The sequence below is a fragment of the Brachybacterium massiliense genome (assembly GCF_900184245.1).
GTDB classification, from domain to species: domain Bacteria; phylum Actinomycetota; class Actinomycetes; order Actinomycetales; family Dermabacteraceae; genus Brachybacterium; species Brachybacterium massiliense.
In genome coordinates this window covers 423,712-442,367 of record NZ_FXXB01000006.1, presented here as the reverse complement: position 1 = coordinate 442,367, position 18,656 = coordinate 423,712, and the positions used below count along the sequence as shown (strand labels likewise).

Genomic DNA, 18,656 nt, shown 5'->3' with positions numbered 1-18,656 from the left:
GCCTCGGGCGCCCCGTCCCGCCTGTGCGCGACGCACCTCATGGCGGGCGAGGGCTCCAGCCCGCACGGCGTCGCCGTCGGGCGTCGGCGGCGGGCCGGCGGACGGCCGACGGCGGCGCTGCGCGGGACTCCCGGTGGGGCCGACGGACCTGGCTGGTCATGGATAGGCTGGCGGAGAACCTCGACCTCGAAGGAGGCCAGCATGTCCTGGACAGTCAAGGGCGTCGTCGCCCGCAGCGAGAAGCAGCCCGCGGAGCTGCTCGACATCATCATCCCCGACCCCGGGCCGCACGACGTGGTCGTCGACATCGAGGCGACGGGTGTGTGCCACACCGACCTCGCCTACCGCGACGGCGGCATCAACGACGAGTTCCCCTTCCTGCTGGGGCACGAATCCGCCGGCCGCGTCTCGGCGATCGGCGCGGACGTCACCCATGTGGAGGTGGGCGATTACGTGGTACTGAACTGGCGCGCCGTGTGCGGCGAGTGCCGCGCCTGCAAGAAGGGCGTGCACCAGTACTGCTTCGCGACCCACAACGCCTCGAAGCCCATGACCCTCACCGACGGCACCGAACTCACCGCCGCTCTGGGCATCGGCTCCTTCGCGGAGAAGACCCTCGTGCACGAGGGTCAGTGCACCAAGGTCTCCGAGGACGCCCCGGCCGAGGTGGCCGGCCTGCTGGGCTGCGGCGTGATGGCGGGCATCGGCGCCGCGATCAACACCGGTCAGGTCCAGCGCGGCGAGTCCCTCGCCGTGATCGGCCTGGGCGGCGTGGGCTGCGCCGCGATCGCGGGTGCGAAGCTCGCCGGCGCCACGACGATCATCGGCCTCGACGTCGACGAGAAGAAGCTCGCCGCCGCGAAGGAGCTCGGCGCGACCCACACCCTGCTCACCAAGGATCTCTCCCCGCAGGAGGTCGCCGAGAAGGTGCAGGAGCTCACCGGCGGCTTCGGCGCGGATGTGGTGGTCGATGCAGTCGGCATCCCGCAGACCTACGAGACCGCCTTCTACGCCCGTGACCTCGCCGGGCGTGTGGTGCTGGTGGGCGTCCCCCGCCCGGGTGTGGAGCTGACTCTCCCGCTGCTGGACGTGTTCGGCCGCGGCGGGGCGCTGAAGTCCTCCTGGTACGGCGACTGCCTGCCCGAACGGGACTTCCCGTACCTGATCGACCTGTTCCTCCAGGGTCGCCTGCCGCTGGACCGCTTCGTCACCGGCCGCACGGATCTGGCCGGGACTGACGCGGCGCTCGATGCGCTGCACGGGGGCGACACCCTGCGCACCGTGGTGGAGGTGGCCCGATGACCGCGCGTCTCTCCCATGCCGTCACCTCCGGCACCTTCAGCCTCGACGGCGAGACCCACCAGGTGGACAACAACGTGTGGGTGCTCGGCGATGACGAGCAGTGCGTGGTGTTCGACGCCCCGCACGACATCGACACCGTCGTGAACCTGGTCGGTGAGCGCGAGTGCGTGGGCATCCTGCTCACCCATGCGCATGACGACCACGTGCGCTTCGCGCCCGAGCTGTCCGAAGCGCTTGAGGCCCCGATCCTGCTGAACCCCGCCGATCGCGAGGTCTGGCAGCTCACCCACGGCGATCTGCCCTGGGACGATGACGTCGCCGACGGTGACATGTTCACCATCGCCGGTGTGAACCTCGAGGCGATGCACACCCCGGGCCACTCCCCCGGCTCGACCTGCTACTACTCCGAGGAGCTGGGCGCCGTGTTCACCGGGGACACCCTCTTCCAGGGCGGACCCGGAGCCACCGGACGCTCCTTCTCCTCACGGGAGACGATCGAGGAGTCCGTGCGCGAGCGCCTGTTCGCGCTGCCCGAGGACACGGTGGTCCACACCGGTCACGGCCCGGACACCACCATCGGCACCGAGAAGCGGGCCGCGCAGGGCGACTGGCTGTGAGTCTTCCCCACCACTGAGTCACGTCCGAGAGCGGCGGCGATCATCCTGCGATGGTCGCCGCCGCTCTGCATCCGCCGAGGGTGTCGCATGGGGCTGGTGCACAGGTAGGTGACGGCTGGGGTTCGGCGGCCCGTGTGACAGTGAGGTCCATGATGGCGTCGAGAGGACCGCTCGACACAGAAAGGCCTGTCGACGATGGCGGTGAGAGGTTCGTTCGAGCCCGTTGACGAGGTCGACTCAGCCGTCCCGGCCGTCGCCGGCGGCGCCCGGCGCGCCGTCTTCCCGACTGTCCGCACTCGCCGTGGACGTGGGCGCAGGCGCACCGCCCTCGCCCCGCAGACTCGCAAGGTAGGCGTTGTAGGCCTCGAGCTCAGCCCCGCCGTCCCGCTCTGCCTTGCGGTCGTACTGGCGGGCGCGGCGGTCCTCGGACTTCATCCACAGCACCGCGACGATGATCGCGTAGCCGACGGTGGGCACCTCAGAGATCGCCCACATGATGGTGCCGCCGCGCACCTGGATCAGCTCGAGGCGCTCGAGCGAGTACATGCCCAGATCCGTGTACCAGCCCTCGGCGATCAGCCAGGTCGCCGAGACCAGCGCCACGCCGAAGAAGGCGTGGAACGCGAGGGTCACCAGCAGGGTGATCAGCTTGAGCACGGGGTTGATCGGCTTGGTCGCGGGGTCGATGCCGATGAGCACCCAGGCGAACAGGTAGCCCGAGCCGAGGAAGTGCACGGTCATCAGGAAGTGCCCGAGGTGGTGGTACATCGCCATCTCGAACAGGGGCGTGAAATAGAAGATGACCAGCGAGCCGGCGAAGATCAGCCCCGCCAGCGGCGGGGAGGAGACCACACGGGCGTAGCCGGAGTGGACGGCGGCGAGCACCCATTCGCGGATGCCGCGGGAGCCGTCCGTGCGCGGGGAGACGGCGCGCGAGAGCAGCGTGACCGGTCCTCCGAGCACCCACAGCGGAGGCACGATCATCATCATCGCCATGTGCTGGATCATGTGCGCGTCGAAGCGGAACTTGCCCCAGGCCGCCGCGCCCCCGCTCATCACCCAGGCGAAAGCCACGCAGCCTGCGACGAATGCGAGGGTGCGGTGCCAGGGCCACTTGTCACCGCGCCGGGCCAGGCGCACCGCGCCGAGGAGGTAGGCACCGGCCATCACCGCAGCGAGGGCGAGCGCGACCCAGTCCGGCTGGAAGAGGGTGAACATCGTGGTGGGGTCGAACTCCTGCTCGGGCGGCAGGAAGCCGACCAGCGAGAGCACCTTGAGGTCGCCCACAGGCGGGATGGCCTGCGGGACCGGCGGGGCGGAGCGGCCCAGCGCGATCGAGGCACCGATCACCGCGGCCATGAGCAGGCCCTCGGTGAGGGCGAGGTGGCGGAAGCGGAGGCGCTCCCCGAGCCGGCGCCGCTGGAGAGCACCGAGCACGGCGAGGGCGATCAGGCCCACCGCCTTGGCGAGCACCACGAGCCCGTAGCCGGTGCTGAAAAGGTCTGTCCAGCTCGAGAGGCGGATCAGCGCGCTGACGACGCCGCTGAACGCGAGCGCGACCACCGCCGCCAGCGCCCAGGGCGAGAAGCGCTGGATGGTGGTGGCGAGGGCGGCGTCCGGCATCCGGGGCGCGAGCAGCGCGATGACCAGCAGCCCTCCCGCCCAGACGGCCACGGCGATCAGGTGCACGGCCATCGCGTTGACGGCGTTGATGTGGTCCAGGCTCGCCCCGGCGTGCCCGGCCATCCCCAGTGCACCGGCCGCGATACCGGTGAAGGCGAGGCCCCAGCAGGCCAGGACCGTGGACCGGGCCAGCAGGTAGCAGAGCGCGGCGGCGGCGGCGAAGACCGCGACGCCCATCTGGATCCGTCCGAGGGCGCCGCCCATCGCGACGTCCCACACGTTCAGGTCGGTGCCGGCGCCGGTCGCTTCGAGCCCGCCGAGCGGGATCTGGGCGAGGGCGGCGAGGGCCCACAGCAGCGCGCCGGCCGCGCCGAGGCGCACGGTGGTGCGGCGCAGCGGGTCCAGGACGGTGACCTCCCGGCGGGAGGGTCCGGGCAGGAGCAGCACCGCGGTGCCGCCCGCGCCGACGGCGAGCAGCAGGCCGAGGTGGTGGAACGCTTCGACCACCGGCAGTCCCCAGGTCACCAGCGGTGAAGCAGGCACCAGGGCGGCGGGGGCGAGGGCGCCTGTGGCGGCCATGCCGAGGCCCGCGGTGAGGACGGCGAGCAGGAGCAGCAGCGGGATGGCGAGTGCGGTGGAGCGCCGCAGGAGCGCGGTCATGCGCTCGCCCGTCGGCGCCGGAGCGTCTCGAAGAGGCAGACGGTGGCTGCGGTGTGCACGTTCAGCGACTCCGCACGGCCTGCGAGCGGGATCCGCACCGCGAGCGGGGCGGCGGCGAGGGTCTTCTCGTCCAGTCCGCGGGCCTCGTTGCCGAGGATCCAGGCGAGCCGGTCCGGCAGCTCGGCGGTGAACAGCTCCTCGGCGGCATATCCGCTGGTCGCAGCGGCGGCGATCCCCGCGGTGGAGAGCTCGGCGAGGAGATCCTCGATCTCGGCGCCGGCGATCACCGGGAGGTGGAAGAGGCTGCCGACGGCGGCTCGCACGGCCTTGGGCGAGTACGGGTCTGCGCAGGTGCGGGTGAGCAGCACCAGGTCGGCGCCGGAGGCGTCGGCGGTGCGGATCAGTGTGCCCACGTTGCCGGGGTCGCGCACCTCGTGGAGCACGAGCACGGTGAGGGGCCCGGAGGTGGGCAGGGCGCGGACGGCCTCGGTGGCGCGGGCGGGATCCTCGGCGGGGAGTGCCGCGACGGCGACCGCGCCCTGCGGGGTGACCGAGGCGCCGTCGGCGCTCGTGCTCTCGGCGCCGGTGCTCTGATCACGAAGCATCGCGCGGAGGATCTGCTCGTCGACTCTGCGCACCGGTGTGCCGGCGGCGCAGGCCAGCTGCGCGAGCTCGGGGTGGTCGCTCGCGGCGCGCTCGGTGAGGAACACCTCGCGTGCGAGCTCGGGTCGGTGCTCGAGCAGGGAGTGGACTGCGAGCGGTCCCTCGACCCGGAATCGTTCCTGTCTGCGACGCGCAGAGCGCCCGGTCAGCGCCGCCACCTTCTTCACCCGCTCGGAGCGGGGAGAGGTGATCGGGGGCTGATCCGGGCGCTCGGACATCGCTGCGTGCGGCGCGATGTCAGGCTGCCGGGGCGTTGACGTCCTCGGGGAGGGCGTTCTTGGCGACCTCGACCAGGGCGGCGAAGGCCGGGGCGTCGTTGACCGCGAGCTCGGCGAGCATGCGGCGGTCCACCTCGACACCGGCGAGGCCGAGGCCCTGGATGAGGCGGTTGTAGGTCAGGCCGTTGGCGCGGGAGGCAGCGTTGATGCGCTGGATCCAGAGCTGACGGAAGTTGCCCTTGCGCTTCTTGCGGTCGCGGAAGTTGTAGGTCTGCGAGTGCAGCACCTGCTCCTTCGCCTTGCGGTACAGGCGCGAGCGCTGGCCGCGGTAGCCGCTGGCCTGCTCGAGGATTTCCCGACGCTTCTTATGGGCGTTGACCGCCCGCTTCACGCGTGCCACGTGATACTCCTTCGATCGTTAGTTCAGGGGCGCGGGAGCCGTGCTCCCGCGTGGGCGATCAGCGGCCCAGCAGCTTCTTCATGCGCTTGACATCAGCCTTGGCGATGTCGGTGTCGCTGCCGAGGCGACGCTTGCGGGTGGAGGACTTGTGCTCCAGCAGGTGGCGGGCGCCCGCCTTCTCGCGCATGAGCTTGCCCGAGCCGGTGACGCGGACGCGCTTCTTGGTACCCGAGTGGGTCTTGTTCTTCGGCATCTGCCAATTCTCCTTGGTTACGTTCTCAGGACTCGGCGCCGGCGGACGCGTCGTCCCCGCTGTCGGACGGAGTGTCCTTCTGGCGGGCCGCGGCCTTCTCAGCGTCGGTCTTGCGCTTGCGGGCCTCGGCCATGGCCTGGGCCTTCTTCTTGTGGGGCCCGAAGACCATCACCATGTTGCGGCCGTCCTGCCGCGGATGCGACTCGACGAAGCCGTAGTCGGCGACGTCCTCGGCCATGCGTCCCAGAAGCTTGACGCCCCTCTCGGGACGGGACTGCTCACGACCGCGGAAGCGGATGATGACCTTCACCTTGTCGCCACCGTCAAGGAACTTCTCAACATTGCGGCGCTTGGTCTCGTAGTCGTGAGTGTCGATCTTCAGGCCCATCCGGATCTCCTTCTGGACCGTGTTCGCCTGGTTCTTGCGCGACTCACGTGCCTTCAGGTTGGCTTCGTACTTGTACTTGCCGTAATCCATGAGACGGGCAACCGGCGGGTTGGCGCCGGGCGCGACCTCGACGAGATCGAGGCCTGCTTCCTGTGCGAGACGCAGAGCGTCCTCGACACGGACCTCACCGACCTGCTCGCCGGCGGGCCCGACCAGCAGGACCTTGGGGACCCTGATCTGACCGTTGATGCGCTGTTCGCTGATGTTGGCTCCTCACCTTGTTTCGAGTCGGAAGACGACGAAGGCCCCCGCATGATCATGCGGAGGCCCCAGGGTGCGTGCGCGACAGCGCGGACCAGACACTGCTGCCTGGCTGCGATACTGACCTGGCGGCCGTGAGGCCACGAGGTGGGAAGGGACTCCACTTGACGGAACGGATGACGAGGGTTTCGACCTGTTCCAGTCGTCTATCCTAGCAGGAGCGCGGCCGTCGTCCAGGTGATGTGCATCGCGTCCGCACGCCGCGACCAGCGAGGAGCATGGGTGGGAACCGATCGCGACGCCTCCGGCGAGGGCGCACAGCCCCGTCCCGGGCCCGCCGCACCGCACAGCCCCTCCGCGCAGAGCCCCCCGCCCGCGCCCACGGAGGAGCACGCGCGCGACTACGACTACGGCGCCGAGCCCCTGCCCGCCGCGGGGGATGACGGCCCGCAGGCCGCGGACTCCGGCACCGAGGACCCCTCCAAGGATCCGCAGGTCACCCCTCAGATCGACCCGGTCACAGGGATGCGCACCGCCCCGCGGGCCGTGCTGCGTCCGGTGCCCGAGGGGTTCCCGACCCCTCCGCCCCGGCCGGCCCGCCCCAATCGTCGACCCGCGCCCGCCCCGGAGCCCGCTCAGGTGCGCTCCCGGCATCGAGGTCTGCTGATCACCGGGTTCGCGGTGGCCGCAGCGCTGCTGCTGGCGATCGTCCTCGGCGGCGGCGTGCTCGCCTACCGGGCGCTCTCCCCCGCCGAGCCCGCCGCGTCCGGCGCTCCCGTCACCGAGGAGGATCCCGCCTCGGCCGACTCCGCCGGCCCCGGGCGGGTCGAGATCGCCGGCGTCACCCTCACCGAGGTCAGCACCGAGACGGGGGTGCGCAGCGTGGGCGGGCAGAACGACGCCCTCGAACCCGAGGGCGAGTTCGTGATCGTGGTCTTCGAGGTCGCCAACGACAGCGACGCCCCGGTGATGGTCGACTCCTCGATCAGCCTCGAGACCGCCGAGGGCGAGGAGCATCTCCCCCATTCCGAGGCGGGGCTGGTCCACGTGGCCTCGAGCCTCCCCTATGGTGTGGTCAGCCCCGGGACGACCGAGGTCTTCCACAAGGTGTACGACGTCCCGATCGGCACCGACCCCACCGGTCTGACCGTCCGGTTCAGCGCACTGGACGAGAGCGGGACCCTCCCCGTGGACGCCTGAGCGCACCACGGACCCCAGCAGGCTCCCCGCCGGGGAGCGCCCACCCACGAAGGACGTGCCCACACGTGAACGAGAACCAGACCCACGACCACGACGGCCACCAGCACCAGGTCTCCGGCGGTGAGGAGCTGCGGGACATCGCCGAGGTGTCCTCGGTGGAGATCATCACCTCTGCCTGCGTGCACCTGATGAGCGCCGCCGCGGTGAAGGTGGGTCTCGCGGAGGACGAGGCGACCGGGCAGTACCAGGACCTCGCCGAGGCACGGAAGCTGATCAACGCGCTGGCCGGCCTGGTCACCGCAGCGGCGCCCGAGATCGGGAACGAGCATGCCCGCTCGCTGCGCGATGGGCTGCGCTCCCTGCAGCTGGCCTTCGCCGAAGCGCTGCCCTTCCCGGACGAGCCCGGTCAGGCGCCCGGCGAGAAGTTCACCGGCCGGGTCTCCTGACCCGGCGGCGGCCGGCGCGGCTCAGGAGCCGAGCACCAGCCGCATCGAGCTGATCCGCTCGGCGACGATCTGCTCCTGCGCGAGCTGCGCCGTCACGCCATCGACCACCTCGCGCACCGCCGATGCGGTGAGGCCCGGCAGCAGCTGCAGGTGCAGATCCACCTCGGCGCGCTGCCCGGAACGGGCCACCAGGCCGGTGACCGCCTCGGGCGAGCGCTGCGCCACCTGATCCAGCACCGCCGCGACCTCGGGGTCGCGGTGCGGGGGGATCCAGGTGCGGCCCTGCGCGAGAGCCCACAGCACCGAGCGCGGCAGCAGGATCGGGCCACCCTCCTCGCTCGACGTCGCGGGATCCAGCAGCAGGGCGGTGCAGCCCTCCTGCACCGCGGCCTGCGCGGCCTGCGGCGCGACCACCGGCACCGGCCGGGCATCGCTGCGCCAGGCACTGAGCGATGCCACGGAGGTGAACAGCGGCAGCACGGTGGTGCCGTCGGGCGCGGTGATCGAGACCATCGCCATGTCCGCGCCGTTGTCCCCGGTCAGGCCGTGCGCGGTGGTGCCGGTCTCGGTCGCGACCGCCATGATCGGCACCAGCACCCGGGCCTGCGCGAGCGCGGCGACCAGCTGCTCTCGGTCCGCATCCTCGCCGGCGCGGTGGGCGCGCAGCGCGGCGGCCAGCTCGGCAGGGACGGAGCCGTCATCGCCGGGGAAGGGGCTGACGGGGTAGTCGCGCCCCTCCCAGGACACGCCGGCGGTGTCCGTGAGCGGGGACTTCTCCCGGAAGTGGGCGGGCAGCGTGCGGCGGACCTGCTCGCTCGAGGAGGTCTCGGGCTCGGGGACGCGGTCCCGCCCCGGGGTCACGGGCGACCCGCGACGTCGAGCGCCTCGCCCATCGTGAACGCCTGCGCGTACAGGGCCTTTCCGACGATCGCGCCCTCGACACCCTCGGGCACCAGCTCGCGGAGGGCGCGCAGGTCCTCGAGGGAGGAGATGCCGCCGGAGGCGACCACCTTGGCGTCGGTGCGGGAGCAGACCTCACGCAGCAGCTCGAGGTTCGGGCCGCGCAGGGTGCCGTCCTTGGTGACGTCGGTGACGACGTAGCGCTGGCAGCCGGCATCGTTCAGACGCTCGAGGGTCTCCCAGAGGTCGCCGCCCTCGCGGGTCCAGCCGCGGGCGGCGAGGGTGGTGCCGCGCACGTCGAGGCCGACGGCGATGCGGTCGCCGTGCTCGGCGAGCACCTCGGCGGTCCACTCGGGGTTCTCGAGCGCGGCTGTGCCGAGGTTGACGCGTCGGCAGCCGGTGGCGAGGGCCGCGGCCAGGGACTCGTCATCGCGGATCCCGCCGGAGAGCTCGACGTTCATGTCCACGGCGGAGACCACCTCGGCCAGCAGCGAGGAGTTGCTGCCGCGCCCGAAGGCGGCGTCGAGGTCGACCAGGTGCAGCCAGCTCGCACCTCCCTCCTGGAAGGCGAGGGCGGCGTCCAGGGGTGCGCCGTAGGCGGTTTCGGTGCCGGCCTCGCCCTGGACGAGTCGGACGGCCTGGCCGTCCTGCACGTCGACGGCGGGGAGCAGCTCGAGCACGGGAGCGGTCATAGGGGTGCCTCCTGGCAGATGGTGCGGGATGGGGCGCGCCGGGGCGCGCGAGGATCAGAGGTTCTGGAGGGTCCAGAAGGACAGGCCGAGGCAGATCACGCCGATGACGCCGAGCGCTGCGACCGACCACCAGGGCTTCTTCGAGCGGAAGAAGGAGTAGGCGCCGCCCACGAGGGCTCCGCCGACGAACAGCATCACGAAGGCGCCGATCATGCGGTCTCCTCCGCGTTGTAGCGGGGGAGGGTGCGCAGCCAGTTCGCGAGCAGCCGGGCACCGGCCTCGCCGGACTTCTCCGGGTGGAACTGGGTGGCGGTCAGCGCCCCGTTCTCGACGGCGGCGATGAAGCGGTCGCCTCCGTGCTCGGACCAGGTCACGCGCGGTGCGAGCAGCGAGCCGATCTGCTCCATCTCCCAGCGGCGCGCGGCGTAGGAGTGGACGAAGTAGAAGCGCTCCTCGGCGAGGCCCTCGAACAGGGTGCTGCCCTCGGCGACCTCGACGGTGTTCCAGCCCATGTGGGGGACGACGTCCGCCTCGAGGCGGGTGACCTCGCCGGGCCACTGCGCCAGGCCCCGGGTGCGCTCCCCGTGCTCGTCGCCGGCGTCGAACATGACCTGCAGTCCCACGCAGATGCCGAGCACCGGGCGGCCGCCGGCGAGTCGGCGCTCGATCAGCCGGTCCCCGCCCACGGACTGGATCTGCTCGAGAGTCGCGGCGAAGGCGCCGACGCCGGGGACGACCAGACCATCGGCGGTGAGGGCGGCTTCGCGGTCCGCGGTCAGCTCGACGCGTGCCCCGGCGGCCTCGAGCGCACGGACCACCGAGCGGACGTTGCCGGAGCCGTGGTCGAGGACGACGACGCGGGCGGCGGGCAGGGCCTGTCCCGCCGTCACTTCCGCTTCTTCCCGGAGGCGATCCAGGCGAGCGCCTCGGTGCGGCTGAGGGCCGCGGGGTCCAGCCCCTCCCCCAGCTCGTCGACGCCGGTGGCGCCCAGCAGCAGCTCCTCGACCAGGTCGTCGACGGCGCCCAGCACGATCGCGGGCGAGATGTCCTCGCCGCGCTCACCATTCTTGTACCGGGTGGCGGTCATGCGGTCGCCTCGGCGCCAGAACAGCACGATGCCGTTGCGCTGCAGCGCGGTCGAGGCGATCGCGGCGAGATCGTGCGCGGCGGTCTCGGCGAGCGGGCCCACGGCGATCGCGCCGGTGGAGGTGTCATGGGTGCGGGTGCCGACGGGGATGTCGATCCCGTCGGTGCGGGCCTCGCGTCCCAGCCGGACCACGCCGGCCAGCGCCTTCGCGGTGGCGACGGAGGTCGCGATCACGGCGATGCTGGGCTCCTGGTCCTCGCCGCCGTCGGTGAGGACGTCCTCGACGGTCAGCGGGGCGTCCTCCTCGAGGGAGATGCCCTCCATCATCCGGGCGAACTCGGCATCGATGTCGTCCGAGGGGCGTCCGGCGCCCTCCGGCTGCTGATCCGGGCCGTCCTGGCGCGGATCCTCCGGGTCGACGGTGCTCACAGTGCTCCCTTGGTCGAAGGGACGTCGAGGACTCGGTCATCGTAGGCGCAGGCGGCGCGCAGCGCGCGGGCGAGGGCCTTGAACTGGGCCTCGACCACGTGGTGGGGGTCGCGGCCCTCGATCAGCCGGATGTGCAGGCAGATCGCGGCATGGTGGGCGAGCGACTCGAAGACGTGGCGGGTCAGCGAGCCGGTGAAGTGCCCGCCGATCAGGTGCAGCGCCTGGGCCTCGCTCTCGCCCGAGTGGACGCAGTAGGGGCGCCCGGAGAGGTCCACCACGGCCTGGGCGAGGGACTCGTCCAGCGGCACCAGCGCGTCACCGAAGCGGGCGATGCCCTTCTTGTCGCCGAGCGCCTCGCGCAGCGCCTGGCCGAGCACGATCGCGGTGTCCTCGACGGTGTGGTGGGCGTCGATGTGCACGTCCCCGGTGGCCTTGACGGTGAGGTCGAAGCGGGCGTGGGTGCCCAGCGCCGTGAGCATGTGGTCGAAGAAGGGCACGGAGGTGGAGACGTCCACCTGGCCGGTGCCGTCGATGTCGAGGGTCAGCTCGATCGAGGACTCACGGGTGGTGCGGCTGATCGTCGCGGTGCGTGCCGGGCGGGCGGCGGGGCTCTGGGTGTCGGTCATCGGGGGTCGGCCTCCTCGAGGGCGGTACGGAATGCTGTGTTGTCCTCCGGCGTGCCGATGGACACCCGCAGCCAGCCGGCGGGGCCGACGGCGCGGACGAGGACGCTGCGCTCGAGAAGGGCCTCGAACACCGCGTCGCGGTCGGTGAAGGTGCGGAACAGGATGAAGTTCGCGTCCGACGGGGCGACCTCGTGACCGCGGCCCGCGAGGTGCTCGGCCAGCGCGTCGCGCTCGGTGCGCAGCGTCGCGACCTTCCCCAGCAGCTCCTCGCTGTGGGCGAGGGCGGTGCGGGCCACGGCCTGGGTCACGGCGGAGAGGTGGTAGGGCAGGCGCACCACCCGCACGGTGTCCACGATCGCGGGATCGGCGACGAAATACCCCAGGCGTGCACCGGCCAGGGCGAAGGCCTTGGACATGGTGCGGGTGACCACGAGGTTGCGGTGCGCGGGCAGGAGGGTGAGGGCGCTGGGGACGCCGTCACGGCGGAACTCGCCGTAGGCCTCGTCGACCACCAGCAGGCCGCGCGTGGCCGCGAGCGCGGTCGCCGCGGCCTCGACGACGTCGAGGTCGAGGGCGGTGCCGGTGGGGTTGTTCGGGGAGGTGAGCACCACGATGTCGGGGCGGTGCCGGGTGATCGCCTCGACGACGGCCTCGGCGCTCAGCGCGAACTCGGGGGCCGGGCCCCGCTCGGCGGTGACCCAGCCGGTGTAGGTGTCACGGCCGTACTCGGGGTACATCGAGTAGTGCGGGGTGAAGCCCAGCGCGGTGCGGCCGGGGCCGCCGTAGGCGAGCAGCAGCTGGTGCATGATCTCGTTCGAGCCGTTGGCGGCCCAGACGGACTCCGCCGCCGGTGCCGGGATCCCGGACTCCTCGGCGAGGTAGGCACCGAGATCCGCGCGCAGGCCGAGGGCCTCGCGGTCGGGATACCGGTTCAGGCCGAGCGCGGCCTGCGTGGCGGCGGCGCCGATGGCCGCGGCGAGCTCCGCGGAGGGTCCGTAGGGGTTCTCGTTCACGTTCAGCGCATGGGCGACCTCGAGCTGCGGGGCGCCGTAGGGTGCGGCGTGCGCGATGCCGTCCCGCGGGGCGGGCAGCACGGTGTTCTCGAGGGTCGACGCAGGGTTCGCTGACATGGGCACCATGGTAGTTCGCGGCGTGGGAGCGCGGCCTTCCCGTCCGCCGCGGGGACGCTTCAAAGGGCCCGCGAGGGCGTGTCCGTGGCGCCCTTCACAGGCCTGGACCGGGCCCGCGCCGCGCTCAGCGGGCGGCAGTACCCTGACGCCATGTTCCGCTCCCTCGGTGCCCTCGTCGGCGACCTGCTGATCGTCCTGCTGTTCGTCGGAATCGGCATGATCCAGCACGGCACGCCGCTGACCTCGCAGAACGTGCTCCTGGTGGGGTGGCCCTTCGCCGTGGGCGTGCTGCTGGGCCATCTCGCGATCCGTGCCTGGCGCGCGCCCTTCCGCCTCTGGCCGCACGGGGTGTTCGTGTGGGCGATCACCCTCGCGACCGCGATGGCGCTGCGCACCCTGTTCAGCGCCGGCACCGAGGTGTCCTTCGTCATCGTCACCGCCGTCGTGACCGGTGTGCTGATGCTCGGCTGGCGTGCGCTCGCGCTCTATCTCACCCGCGCCGAGCGCGCCCCGCGCGCGACGTCGAAGGCTCCGGCGGAGTCCGACGCCGCGCGCTGATCAGCGCTCAGCGTCGTCCAGCATGATCCCGTGCCCGCACGGGTACAGGGGATCCTCCGTCCCGCCGGGGACGTCCTCGGGCGCGGCCCGGACCGCCTCCATCGAGCGCGGCAGATCGATCGGCAGGCGTCCCCGCGCCGGGATCCGCCCGGTGAGCGCATCGACCCAGGCCGCGCCGGAGACGCCGAAGCTCCCGGTGAGCGCGTCGCAGTGCTCGACGATGCCGGTGAGCACCGCCGCCCGGTCGAGGTCCACGTCCAGGATCAGCGGGCAGGCCGCCCGGATCCTCTGAAGCCGGTGCGCGAGCCCGGGCGGGTGCTCGAGATCGCCCTGGTGGAACCAGGCCTCGAGGAACAGGTCATCGCGCGGCTGGAAGGGTGCGCCGATCCGCAGCAGCGCGAGGTCGGCCTGCGAGGGATGCGGGACCTGCTCCCCCAGCGTCGCGATGACCTCGTCGGGCAGTCCCTCGGCGTAGATCCGCAGGCGCTGGCCGGAGCTCCCGAGCGGGAGCATCCCGCCGTCGTCGTGCAGGACCACCACGCTGCGGGCCTGCGCCCGGTGCCCTCGCTCTCGCGCCTCGAGGGTGCCGACGAGATGGGCGGCGGCGGACTCGTCGACATAGGGGTCGTCGAACAGGCCCAGGCGGAACTTCACCCGCAGCAGGCGGCGGGCGGAGTCGGTGACCCGCTGCTCGCTGACGCTCCCCTCGCGCACGAGGTCGAGCAGCAGCTCGGTGCACTCCTCACCGCCGAACTGGTCCGCACCGGCCTCGAGGATGCGCTGGATGCGCTGGTGGGGCGTGAGCTCCTCGACGCCCCAGGCACGAGCGGGGAGCACCTGGTCGCCGACGTGGTTGTCGCACACCAGCTCCCAGTCGCTGACGATCACGCCGTCGAAGCCGAGCTCCTCGCGCAGCAGTCCGGTGAGGATCTGCCGGTTGAAGCCGAATCCCACCTCCTCGATCGCCTCGCCGTCGATCTCGAGCCCCAGGGGGCGGCCGTAGTACGGCATGATCGCGTCGGTCCCCTGGGCGATGGCCGTCCGGAAGGGCAGGAGGTGGTCCTCGAACCGCCCTCCCGGGTAGACCTGGTCCCGACCGTAGGGGAAGTGCGCGTCCTCGCCGTCCTTCTGCGGGCCGGCCCCCGGGAAGTGCTTGATCGTGGTCTGCACGGCCGGCTCGTCCTGCCCCCCGTGCAGCCCGTCCAGGGCCGCGGCCACCAGGCGGGAGACCAGCTCGGGATCCTGGCCGAAGCATTCGCGCTGCCGGGCCCAGCGAGGCTCGGTGGCAAGATCCGCGACGGGGTGCAGGCCCGCCCGGATGCCGACGGCGGTGTACTCGCGCCGCACGGTGCGCGCCCAGTCCCGCACCAGCTCCTCGTCGTCGAGCGCACCGAGGCCGAGCGGCTCGGGCCACAGGGAGAAGAACGAGGTGGCCCACGAGGTGCCGGCGTTCTGCGCGCCGCCGTGACGGGGGTCGGTCGAGATCGTCACGGGGATGCCGTGCGGGGCCTGCTCGGCCAGCTGCTGGAGCCGGTTCTGCCAGCGAGCCGCATCCTGCGCGCTGGCCAGGCCGTGGATGTTGAAGTGGTTCATGTGCTTGCCGAGCACCACCTGCTCGGTGCCGGACTTCGAGATCGCGCCGGGGCCCTCGAGCAGCGTCCCCTCCGGCCCGGTCTCGATGACGGTGTGGAACATCAAGCCCACCTTCTCCTCGAGGGAAAGGCGGCCCAGCAGGTCCGCGGCGCGCTCCTCAGGGCTGCGGCGCGGGTCCTCGTAGGGATCCATCCGGCCGTTGCCGTTCAGATCCCGGTAGCGGGTCCCGTCGGGTGCTTCGTGGAGACGGGGCAGGGAGCGATCAGCCGTGGGCACGGAACACCTCCTGCGCGATCACGGGGCGCAGCCGGGCGGTGACCTCGTCGGTCGCGAACCATTCGTGCAGCACGCCGCCGAGCAGCACGTTGCCCAGGGCGCCGAGGATCATCGACTGGTCCAGGGACAGGTGGCGCCGAGCGATCGCTCCCGAGCCCACGGCCACCGCGTCGTGGAAGCCGCCGGGACCGTAGGCCCCCAGCTCGGTCTCGATCCGGGAGAGGTTCTCGGCGGCCTCCTCCGGCTCGTACTGCAGGGCGAGCGCGGCGGCATGCGGGGTGATCACCCCGTCGAGCCCCTGCGGGAAGGGTTCCCCCTGTCGCCAGTCGGTGCCGTCGGCGTCGGAGAAGTAGCCCTCGGGGTTCAGGCCCAGGGCGTCCACACCGTACTCGCGGTACTCGGCATGCGGGTCCGAGGAGGGAGAGAAGCCCCAATAGCCGTAGCCCGCCTCGTCGAGGCCGTGCTCGCGCTGGGCGCGCACGTGCAGGGGATGGTTCCTCCCCCAGCTCTCCGGCCCCCATGCCGCTTCGGGCACGAACAGGTCCGGCATCAGCTCCTCGAACATGGAGCCGCCCCAGCCGGGCACGATCTCCATGCCGCGGTAGGTGTGGGCGCCCTCGAAGACGGCCACTCCCTCGTGCTCGGCCCACTCGCCCACCGGCGCCATCTCGGGCCAGGTCCACTCCGGCGGGAAGGTGCGGTAGGTCGCGAAGTAGGCGGCCGCGGGGATCTGCCCGGTCATGATGCCCAGGTAGGTGACCATGCGCGCCTCGGAGACGGCGGTGTCGTAGTGGTGCTCAGAGTGGTACCAGACCTCCTCCCCCTCGATCCCGCCCATCAGGGGGCGCAGCTCGGTCCCCTCGCGGCGCGGGTCCTCGGGCCAGAAGCCGCCGATGGTCAGGCCGGGCTCGGCCTCGACGTCCCGGTCGAAGAACACGTCCCAGCGCATCGCCTCGAAGAGCCGGCGGGCGCGGCGGCGGTGGGAGGGGTCGGCCTGGGCGACCACGTGCAGCGCGGCGCCGAGCCAGCCCATGTCGACGCTCGAGACGAAGGGGACCACCTCCGCCCCGGTGCCGGGCCAGGAGCGCAGCACCGAGCCGTCGTTCTCGTCGTACCAGTTGAAGTACATGCCCGAGGGCTCGTGCTTCTCCATCCGCTCGAGGCTCTCGAGGGTGCGGGCGATGCGGCGGCGGGCATGACCGGGGGTGAGCAGTCCGAGCTCCCGTGCGATCAGCACCGACCAGAGGGAGCCGCCGATGTTGGTGGGCGAGGTGTGGCCGGAGTGGCCGATGAGATCCGCGCCGATGTTGTCCGAGATCAGCCCGGTCGACGCCACGGTCATGGTGTCCAGGCAGTGCCAGGTGTCCGCGGCCCAGCGGCGCAGCAGCGCTTCCTGGCCGCCACCAGCGGGCGAGGGGCTCGCGGGTGAGCCGGCCGACAACGCGCCGGCGCGGCGGGGTGCGGCCGCGGTGCCGGTGAGCGCGCCGGCGCCGATCAGCGGGACGGTGAGCAGGGTGCGTCGGTCGACGGTGTGCACGATGCCTCCTCGAGGCGGTGGAAGATCACTTGATGCCGGTGGTGGCGATGCCCTGGATGAAGTAGCGCTGGAAGAAGAGGAAGACGACGAGGATCGGCAGGACCACGAGGGTTGCTCCGGCCAGGAGCAGCCCGTAGTCCGTCTGGTTCTGTCCGGTCGAGATCAGGGCGAGGGCGACCGGCAGGGTGTAGGTCGACTCGCTCGAGGAGACGACCAAGGGCCACAGGAAGTTGTTCCAGGAGCCGAGGAAGGTGAGGATGCCGAGCGTGGCGAAGGCCGGCCCGGCCAGCGGCAGGTAGATCCGGAAGAAGATCGCGATCTCGCCGACCCCGTCGATCCGTCCCGCCTCGAGCAGCTCGCGCGGCAGGCCCAGGAAGAACTGCCGCATCAGGAACACGCTGAAGGGCTGGACCAGGAACGGCAGGATCAGGGCGGGGATCGTGTTGGCCAGCCCCAGGTTCACCACCAGCACGTACTGGGGGATGAAAGTGACCAGTCCCGGGATCATCAGGCAGCCCAGCACCAGCAGGAGCATCACGCGCTTGAAGGGGAAGTTCAGGTGCGCGAGCGCGTACCCGAACATCGAGGAGAAGAACAGGTTGCCGACGGTGACCGCGATCGCCACCACGGCGGAGTTCTGGAAGTACCGGCCGAAGGGCCGGTCGAAGAGGCGGCGGAAGTTGTCCCAGGTGGGCTCTTCGGGGAGCCAGGTCGGGGGCACCCTCAGCAGCTCTCCCTGGGTCTTCACGCTGCCCAGGATCATCCACACGAATGGGGTGATCACCAGCAGCAGGAAGGCGGTCAGGACGATGTAGGTCAGGACGGGACGGCGACGGTCGAGCATCACTTCTCCCTCATCAGGCGGAACTGCGCGAGGGTGACGATGCCGATGACCACGAAGGTCAGATAGGCCATCGCGCCGGCGACCCCGTAGTTGCCGAAGCCGAACTGGTTGTAGGTGTACATCGAGGCGGAGATGGTGGCGTTCAGCGGCCCGCCCTGGGTCATCACGAAGGGCTCTTCGAAGAACTGCAGGTACCCGATCGAGGTGGTGACCAGCACGAACAGCATCGTCGGGCGGATCGCGGGCAGGGTGACGTGCCGGAAGCGCTGGCGGGCGGTGGCGCCGTCGAGCGCGGCTGCCTCGTGCAGCCCACGGTCCACGGCCTGCAGCCCGGCCAGGAAGATGACCATCGAGGTGCCGAAGTTGCGCCAGACGGCCATCACGATCAGCGACAGCAGCGCGGTGCGCTCATCGCCCAGCCAGTTCGGGCCATCGATGCCCACCCCGCCGAGCACGGTGTTCACCAGGCCGTTGTCGGGGCGCAGCAGGAAGCGCCACACCACGGCGACGGCCACGATCGAGGTGACCACGGGGGTGTAGAAGCCCATCCGGAACACGGCGCGCAGGCGCATCACGCCCCGGTTCAGGGCGAGCGCGGCCGCGAGCCCGGCGATGATCGTCAGCGGCACACCGACCAGCACGAACACGGCGGTGTTCAGCGCGGCGCGACGGAAGACGGGGTCCTCGAAGGCGGTGATGTAGTTCTGCAGGCCCACGAACTCCACCGCGAACGGGGAGCGGATGTCGCTGATGCGCATGTCGGTGAAGGACATGATCATCGACTGCAGCACGGGCCAGGCGATGAACACCCCGAACAGCAGCAGGAAGGGCAGCGACAGCAGGATCCCGGCGCGCGCCTCCGCGGCGGCGCGGCGACCTCGCCGGCGCGGGGAGCCCTCCCCGGCCCCGGGATCCGTCCCGGGGGCCGAGGAGGTCAGCGGAGCGGTCGACAT

General features: G+C 71.6%; 21 protein-coding genes. 5 read left to right on the top strand and 16 right to left on the bottom strand.

Translation table 11 applies throughout. The features are described from left to right. The first annotated feature begins 201 nt into the window (after positions 1–201). Together BN4251_RS06590 and BN4251_RS06585 are read left to right on the top strand one after the other, a co-directional pair. Positions 202–1,302 (top strand): S-(hydroxymethyl)mycothiol dehydrogenase, encoded by a 1,101-nt coding sequence (locus BN4251_RS06590; protein WP_087484310.1) that lies wholly within the window; start codon positions 202–204, stop codon positions 1,300–1,302. Then, positions 1,299–1,919, top strand: coding sequence for an MBL fold metallo-hydrolase (locus BN4251_RS06585; RefSeq protein WP_087484309.1), 621 nt, complete (start codon positions 1,299–1,301; stop codon positions 1,917–1,919). The genes BN4251_RS06590 and BN4251_RS06585 overlap by 4 nt, the downstream gene beginning before the upstream one ends. Before the next feature lie 237 nt (positions 1,920–2,156). On the opposite strand, the gene BN4251_RS06580 is transcribed toward BN4251_RS06585, so the two are convergent. Genes BN4251_RS06580 through infC form a run of 5 tightly spaced genes read right to left on the bottom strand, consistent with a single transcriptional unit; the run spans position 2,157 to position 6,340 of the window. After that, positions 2,157–4,202, bottom strand: coding sequence for a bifunctional copper resistance protein CopD/cytochrome c oxidase assembly protein (locus tag BN4251_RS06580; protein ID WP_087484308.1), 2,046 nt, complete (start codon positions 4,200–4,202; stop codon positions 2,157–2,159). Then, positions 4,199–5,083: a TrmH family RNA methyltransferase gene (locus tag BN4251_RS06575; RefSeq protein ID WP_087484307.1), complete on the bottom strand. Its 885-nt coding sequence runs from the start codon at positions 5,081–5,083 to the stop codon at positions 4,199–4,201. The genes BN4251_RS06580 and BN4251_RS06575 overlap by 4 nt, the downstream gene beginning before the upstream one ends. Before the next feature lie 19 nt (positions 5,084–5,102). After that, positions 5,103–5,483 carry a 50S ribosomal protein L20 gene (rplT, locus tag BN4251_RS06570; protein WP_087484306.1) on the bottom strand — a complete coding sequence of 127 codons (381 nt, stop codon included), beginning with the start codon at positions 5,481–5,483 and terminating at the stop codon, positions 5,103–5,105. A 58-nt stretch (positions 5,484–5,541) separates the two neighbouring features. Further along, positions 5,542–5,736: a 50S ribosomal protein L35 gene (rpmI, locus tag BN4251_RS06565; protein ID WP_087484305.1), complete on the bottom strand. Its 195-nt coding sequence runs from the start codon at positions 5,734–5,736 to the stop codon at positions 5,542–5,544. Positions 5,737–5,761: 25 nt separating this feature from the next. Then, complete coding sequence (gene infC / locus BN4251_RS06560) at positions 5,762–6,340, bottom strand: translation initiation factor IF-3 (protein WP_245810236.1); 579 nt, start codon at positions 6,338–6,340, stop codon at positions 5,762–5,764. Between the two features lie 327 nt (positions 6,341–6,667). On the opposite strand from infC, the gene BN4251_RS06555 reads away from it, so the two are divergent. Then, on the top strand, positions 6,668–7,585 hold the full coding sequence (locus BN4251_RS06555) for a DUF4352 domain-containing protein (protein ID WP_087484303.1): 918 nt from the start codon (positions 6,668–6,670) through the stop codon (positions 7,583–7,585). 65 nt (positions 7,586–7,650) lie between these two features. Continuing rightward, positions 7,651–8,031: a DUF1844 domain-containing protein gene (locus BN4251_RS06550; RefSeq protein WP_087484302.1), complete on the top strand. Its 381-nt coding sequence runs from the start codon at positions 7,651–7,653 to the stop codon at positions 8,029–8,031. Positions 8,032–8,052: 21 nt separating this feature from the next. On the opposite strand, the gene BN4251_RS06545 is transcribed toward BN4251_RS06550, so the two are convergent. Genes BN4251_RS06545 through BN4251_RS06515 form a run of 7 tightly spaced genes read right to left on the bottom strand, consistent with a single transcriptional unit; the run spans position 8,053 to position 12,904 of the window. Continuing rightward, the gene (locus BN4251_RS06545) at positions 8,053–8,892 is read right to left on the bottom strand and encodes an SseB family protein (protein WP_087484301.1); all 840 of its coding nucleotides are present in this window, start codon (positions 8,890–8,892) and stop codon (positions 8,053–8,055) included. Next, on the bottom strand, positions 8,889–9,623 hold the full coding sequence (priA, locus tag BN4251_RS06540) for a bifunctional 1-(5-phosphoribosyl)-5-((5-phosphoribosylamino)methylideneamino)imidazole-4-carboxamide isomerase/phosphoribosylanthranilate isomerase PriA (protein WP_087484300.1): 735 nt from the start codon (positions 9,621–9,623) through the stop codon (positions 8,889–8,891). The genes BN4251_RS06545 and priA overlap by 4 nt, the downstream gene beginning before the upstream one ends. Positions 9,624–9,677: 54 nt before the next feature. Next, entirely contained in the window at positions 9,678–9,836 is a 159-nt protein-coding gene (locus tag BN4251_RS18250; protein WP_087484299.1) for a hypothetical protein, read from the bottom strand. After that, positions 9,833–10,495: an imidazole glycerol phosphate synthase subunit HisH gene (gene hisH / locus BN4251_RS06530; protein WP_170931864.1), complete on the bottom strand. Its 663-nt coding sequence runs from the start codon at positions 10,493–10,495 to the stop codon at positions 9,833–9,835. The genes BN4251_RS18250 and hisH overlap by 4 nt, the downstream gene beginning before the upstream one ends. 14 nt (positions 10,496–10,509) lie before the next feature. Further along, positions 10,510–11,139: a hypothetical protein gene (locus BN4251_RS06525; protein ID WP_087484297.1), complete on the bottom strand. Its 630-nt coding sequence runs from the start codon at positions 11,137–11,139 to the stop codon at positions 10,510–10,512. Continuing rightward, positions 11,136–11,765, bottom strand: coding sequence for an imidazoleglycerol-phosphate dehydratase HisB (hisB, locus tag BN4251_RS06520; RefSeq protein ID WP_087484296.1), 630 nt, complete (start codon positions 11,763–11,765; stop codon positions 11,136–11,138). Before hisB ends, BN4251_RS06525 begins: the two co-directional genes overlap by 4 nt. Further along, positions 11,762–12,904, bottom strand: coding sequence for a histidinol-phosphate transaminase (locus BN4251_RS06515; protein ID WP_087484295.1), 1,143 nt, complete (start codon positions 12,902–12,904; stop codon positions 11,762–11,764). Before BN4251_RS06515 ends, hisB begins: the two co-directional genes overlap by 4 nt. A gap of 141 nt (positions 12,905–13,045) precedes the next feature. On the opposite strand from BN4251_RS06515, the gene BN4251_RS06510 reads away from it, so the two are divergent. Then, complete coding sequence (locus BN4251_RS06510) at positions 13,046–13,453, top strand: DUF3054 domain-containing protein (RefSeq protein ID WP_087484353.1); 408 nt, start codon at positions 13,046–13,048, stop codon at positions 13,451–13,453. Here the strand turns inward: BN4251_RS06510 and BN4251_RS06505 are convergent, their stop codons facing one another. From BN4251_RS06505 to BN4251_RS06490, 4 genes are read right to left on the bottom strand one after another with little or no spacing between them, the layout of a single operon-like run. Beyond that, complete coding sequence (locus tag BN4251_RS06505; RefSeq protein WP_245810230.1) at positions 13,454–15,322, bottom strand: glycoside hydrolase family 3 protein; 1,869 nt, start codon at positions 15,320–15,322, stop codon at positions 13,454–13,456. Beyond that, complete coding sequence (locus BN4251_RS06500; RefSeq protein WP_087484294.1) at positions 15,309–16,859, bottom strand: glucoamylase family protein; 1,551 nt, start codon at positions 16,857–16,859, stop codon at positions 15,309–15,311. The genes BN4251_RS06505 and BN4251_RS06500 overlap by 14 nt, the downstream gene beginning before the upstream one ends. 25 nt (positions 16,860–16,884) lie before the next feature. Then, positions 16,885–17,703 (bottom strand): carbohydrate ABC transporter permease, encoded by an 819-nt coding sequence (locus BN4251_RS06495; protein WP_087484351.1) that lies wholly within the window; start codon positions 17,701–17,703, stop codon positions 16,885–16,887. Further along, positions 17,703–18,656, bottom strand: a complete 954-nt coding sequence (locus BN4251_RS06490; protein WP_087484293.1) for a carbohydrate ABC transporter permease — start codon at positions 18,654–18,656, stop codon at positions 17,703–17,705. The genes BN4251_RS06495 and BN4251_RS06490 overlap by 1 nt, the downstream gene beginning before the upstream one ends.

Coding starts and splice junctions, on each gene's coding strand:
- BN4251_RS06590 (WP_087484310.1), top strand. CDS start 202: ATGTCCTGGACAGTCAAGGGCGTCGTCGCCCGCAGCGAGAAGCAGCCC.
- BN4251_RS06585 (WP_087484309.1), top strand. CDS start 1,299: ATGACCGCGCGTCTCTCCCATGCCGTCACCTCCGGCACCTTCAGCCTC.
- BN4251_RS06580 (WP_087484308.1), bottom strand. CDS start 4,202: ATGACCGCGCTCCTGCGGCGCTCCACCGCACTCGCCATCCCGCTGCTG.
- BN4251_RS06575 (WP_087484307.1), bottom strand. CDS start 5,083: ATGTCCGAGCGCCCGGATCAGCCCCCGATCACCTCTCCCCGCTCCGAG.
- rpmI (WP_087484305.1), bottom strand. CDS start 5,736: ATGCCGAAGAACAAGACCCACTCGGGTACCAAGAAGCGCGTCCGCGTC.
- priA (WP_087484300.1), bottom strand. CDS start 9,623: ATGACCGCTCCCGTGCTCGAGCTGCTCCCCGCCGTCGACGTGCAGGAC.
- BN4251_RS18250 (WP_087484299.1), bottom strand. CDS start 9,836: ATGATCGGCGCCTTCGTGATGCTGTTCGTCGGCGGAGCCCTCGTGGGC.
- hisB (WP_087484296.1), bottom strand. CDS start 11,765: ATGACCGACACCCAGAGCCCCGCCGCCCGCCCGGCACGCACCGCGACG.
- BN4251_RS06515 (WP_087484295.1), bottom strand. CDS start 12,904: ATGGTGCCCATGTCAGCGAACCCTGCGTCGACCCTCGAGAACACCGTG.
- BN4251_RS06510 (WP_087484353.1), top strand. CDS start 13,046: ATGTTCCGCTCCCTCGGTGCCCTCGTCGGCGACCTGCTGATCGTCCTG.
- BN4251_RS06495 (WP_087484351.1), bottom strand. CDS start 17,703: ATGCTCGACCGTCGCCGTCCCGTCCTGACCTACATCGTCCTGACCGCC.
- BN4251_RS06490 (WP_087484293.1), bottom strand. CDS start 18,656: ATGTCGACCGCTCCGCTGACCTCCTCGGCCCCCGGGACGGATCCCGGG.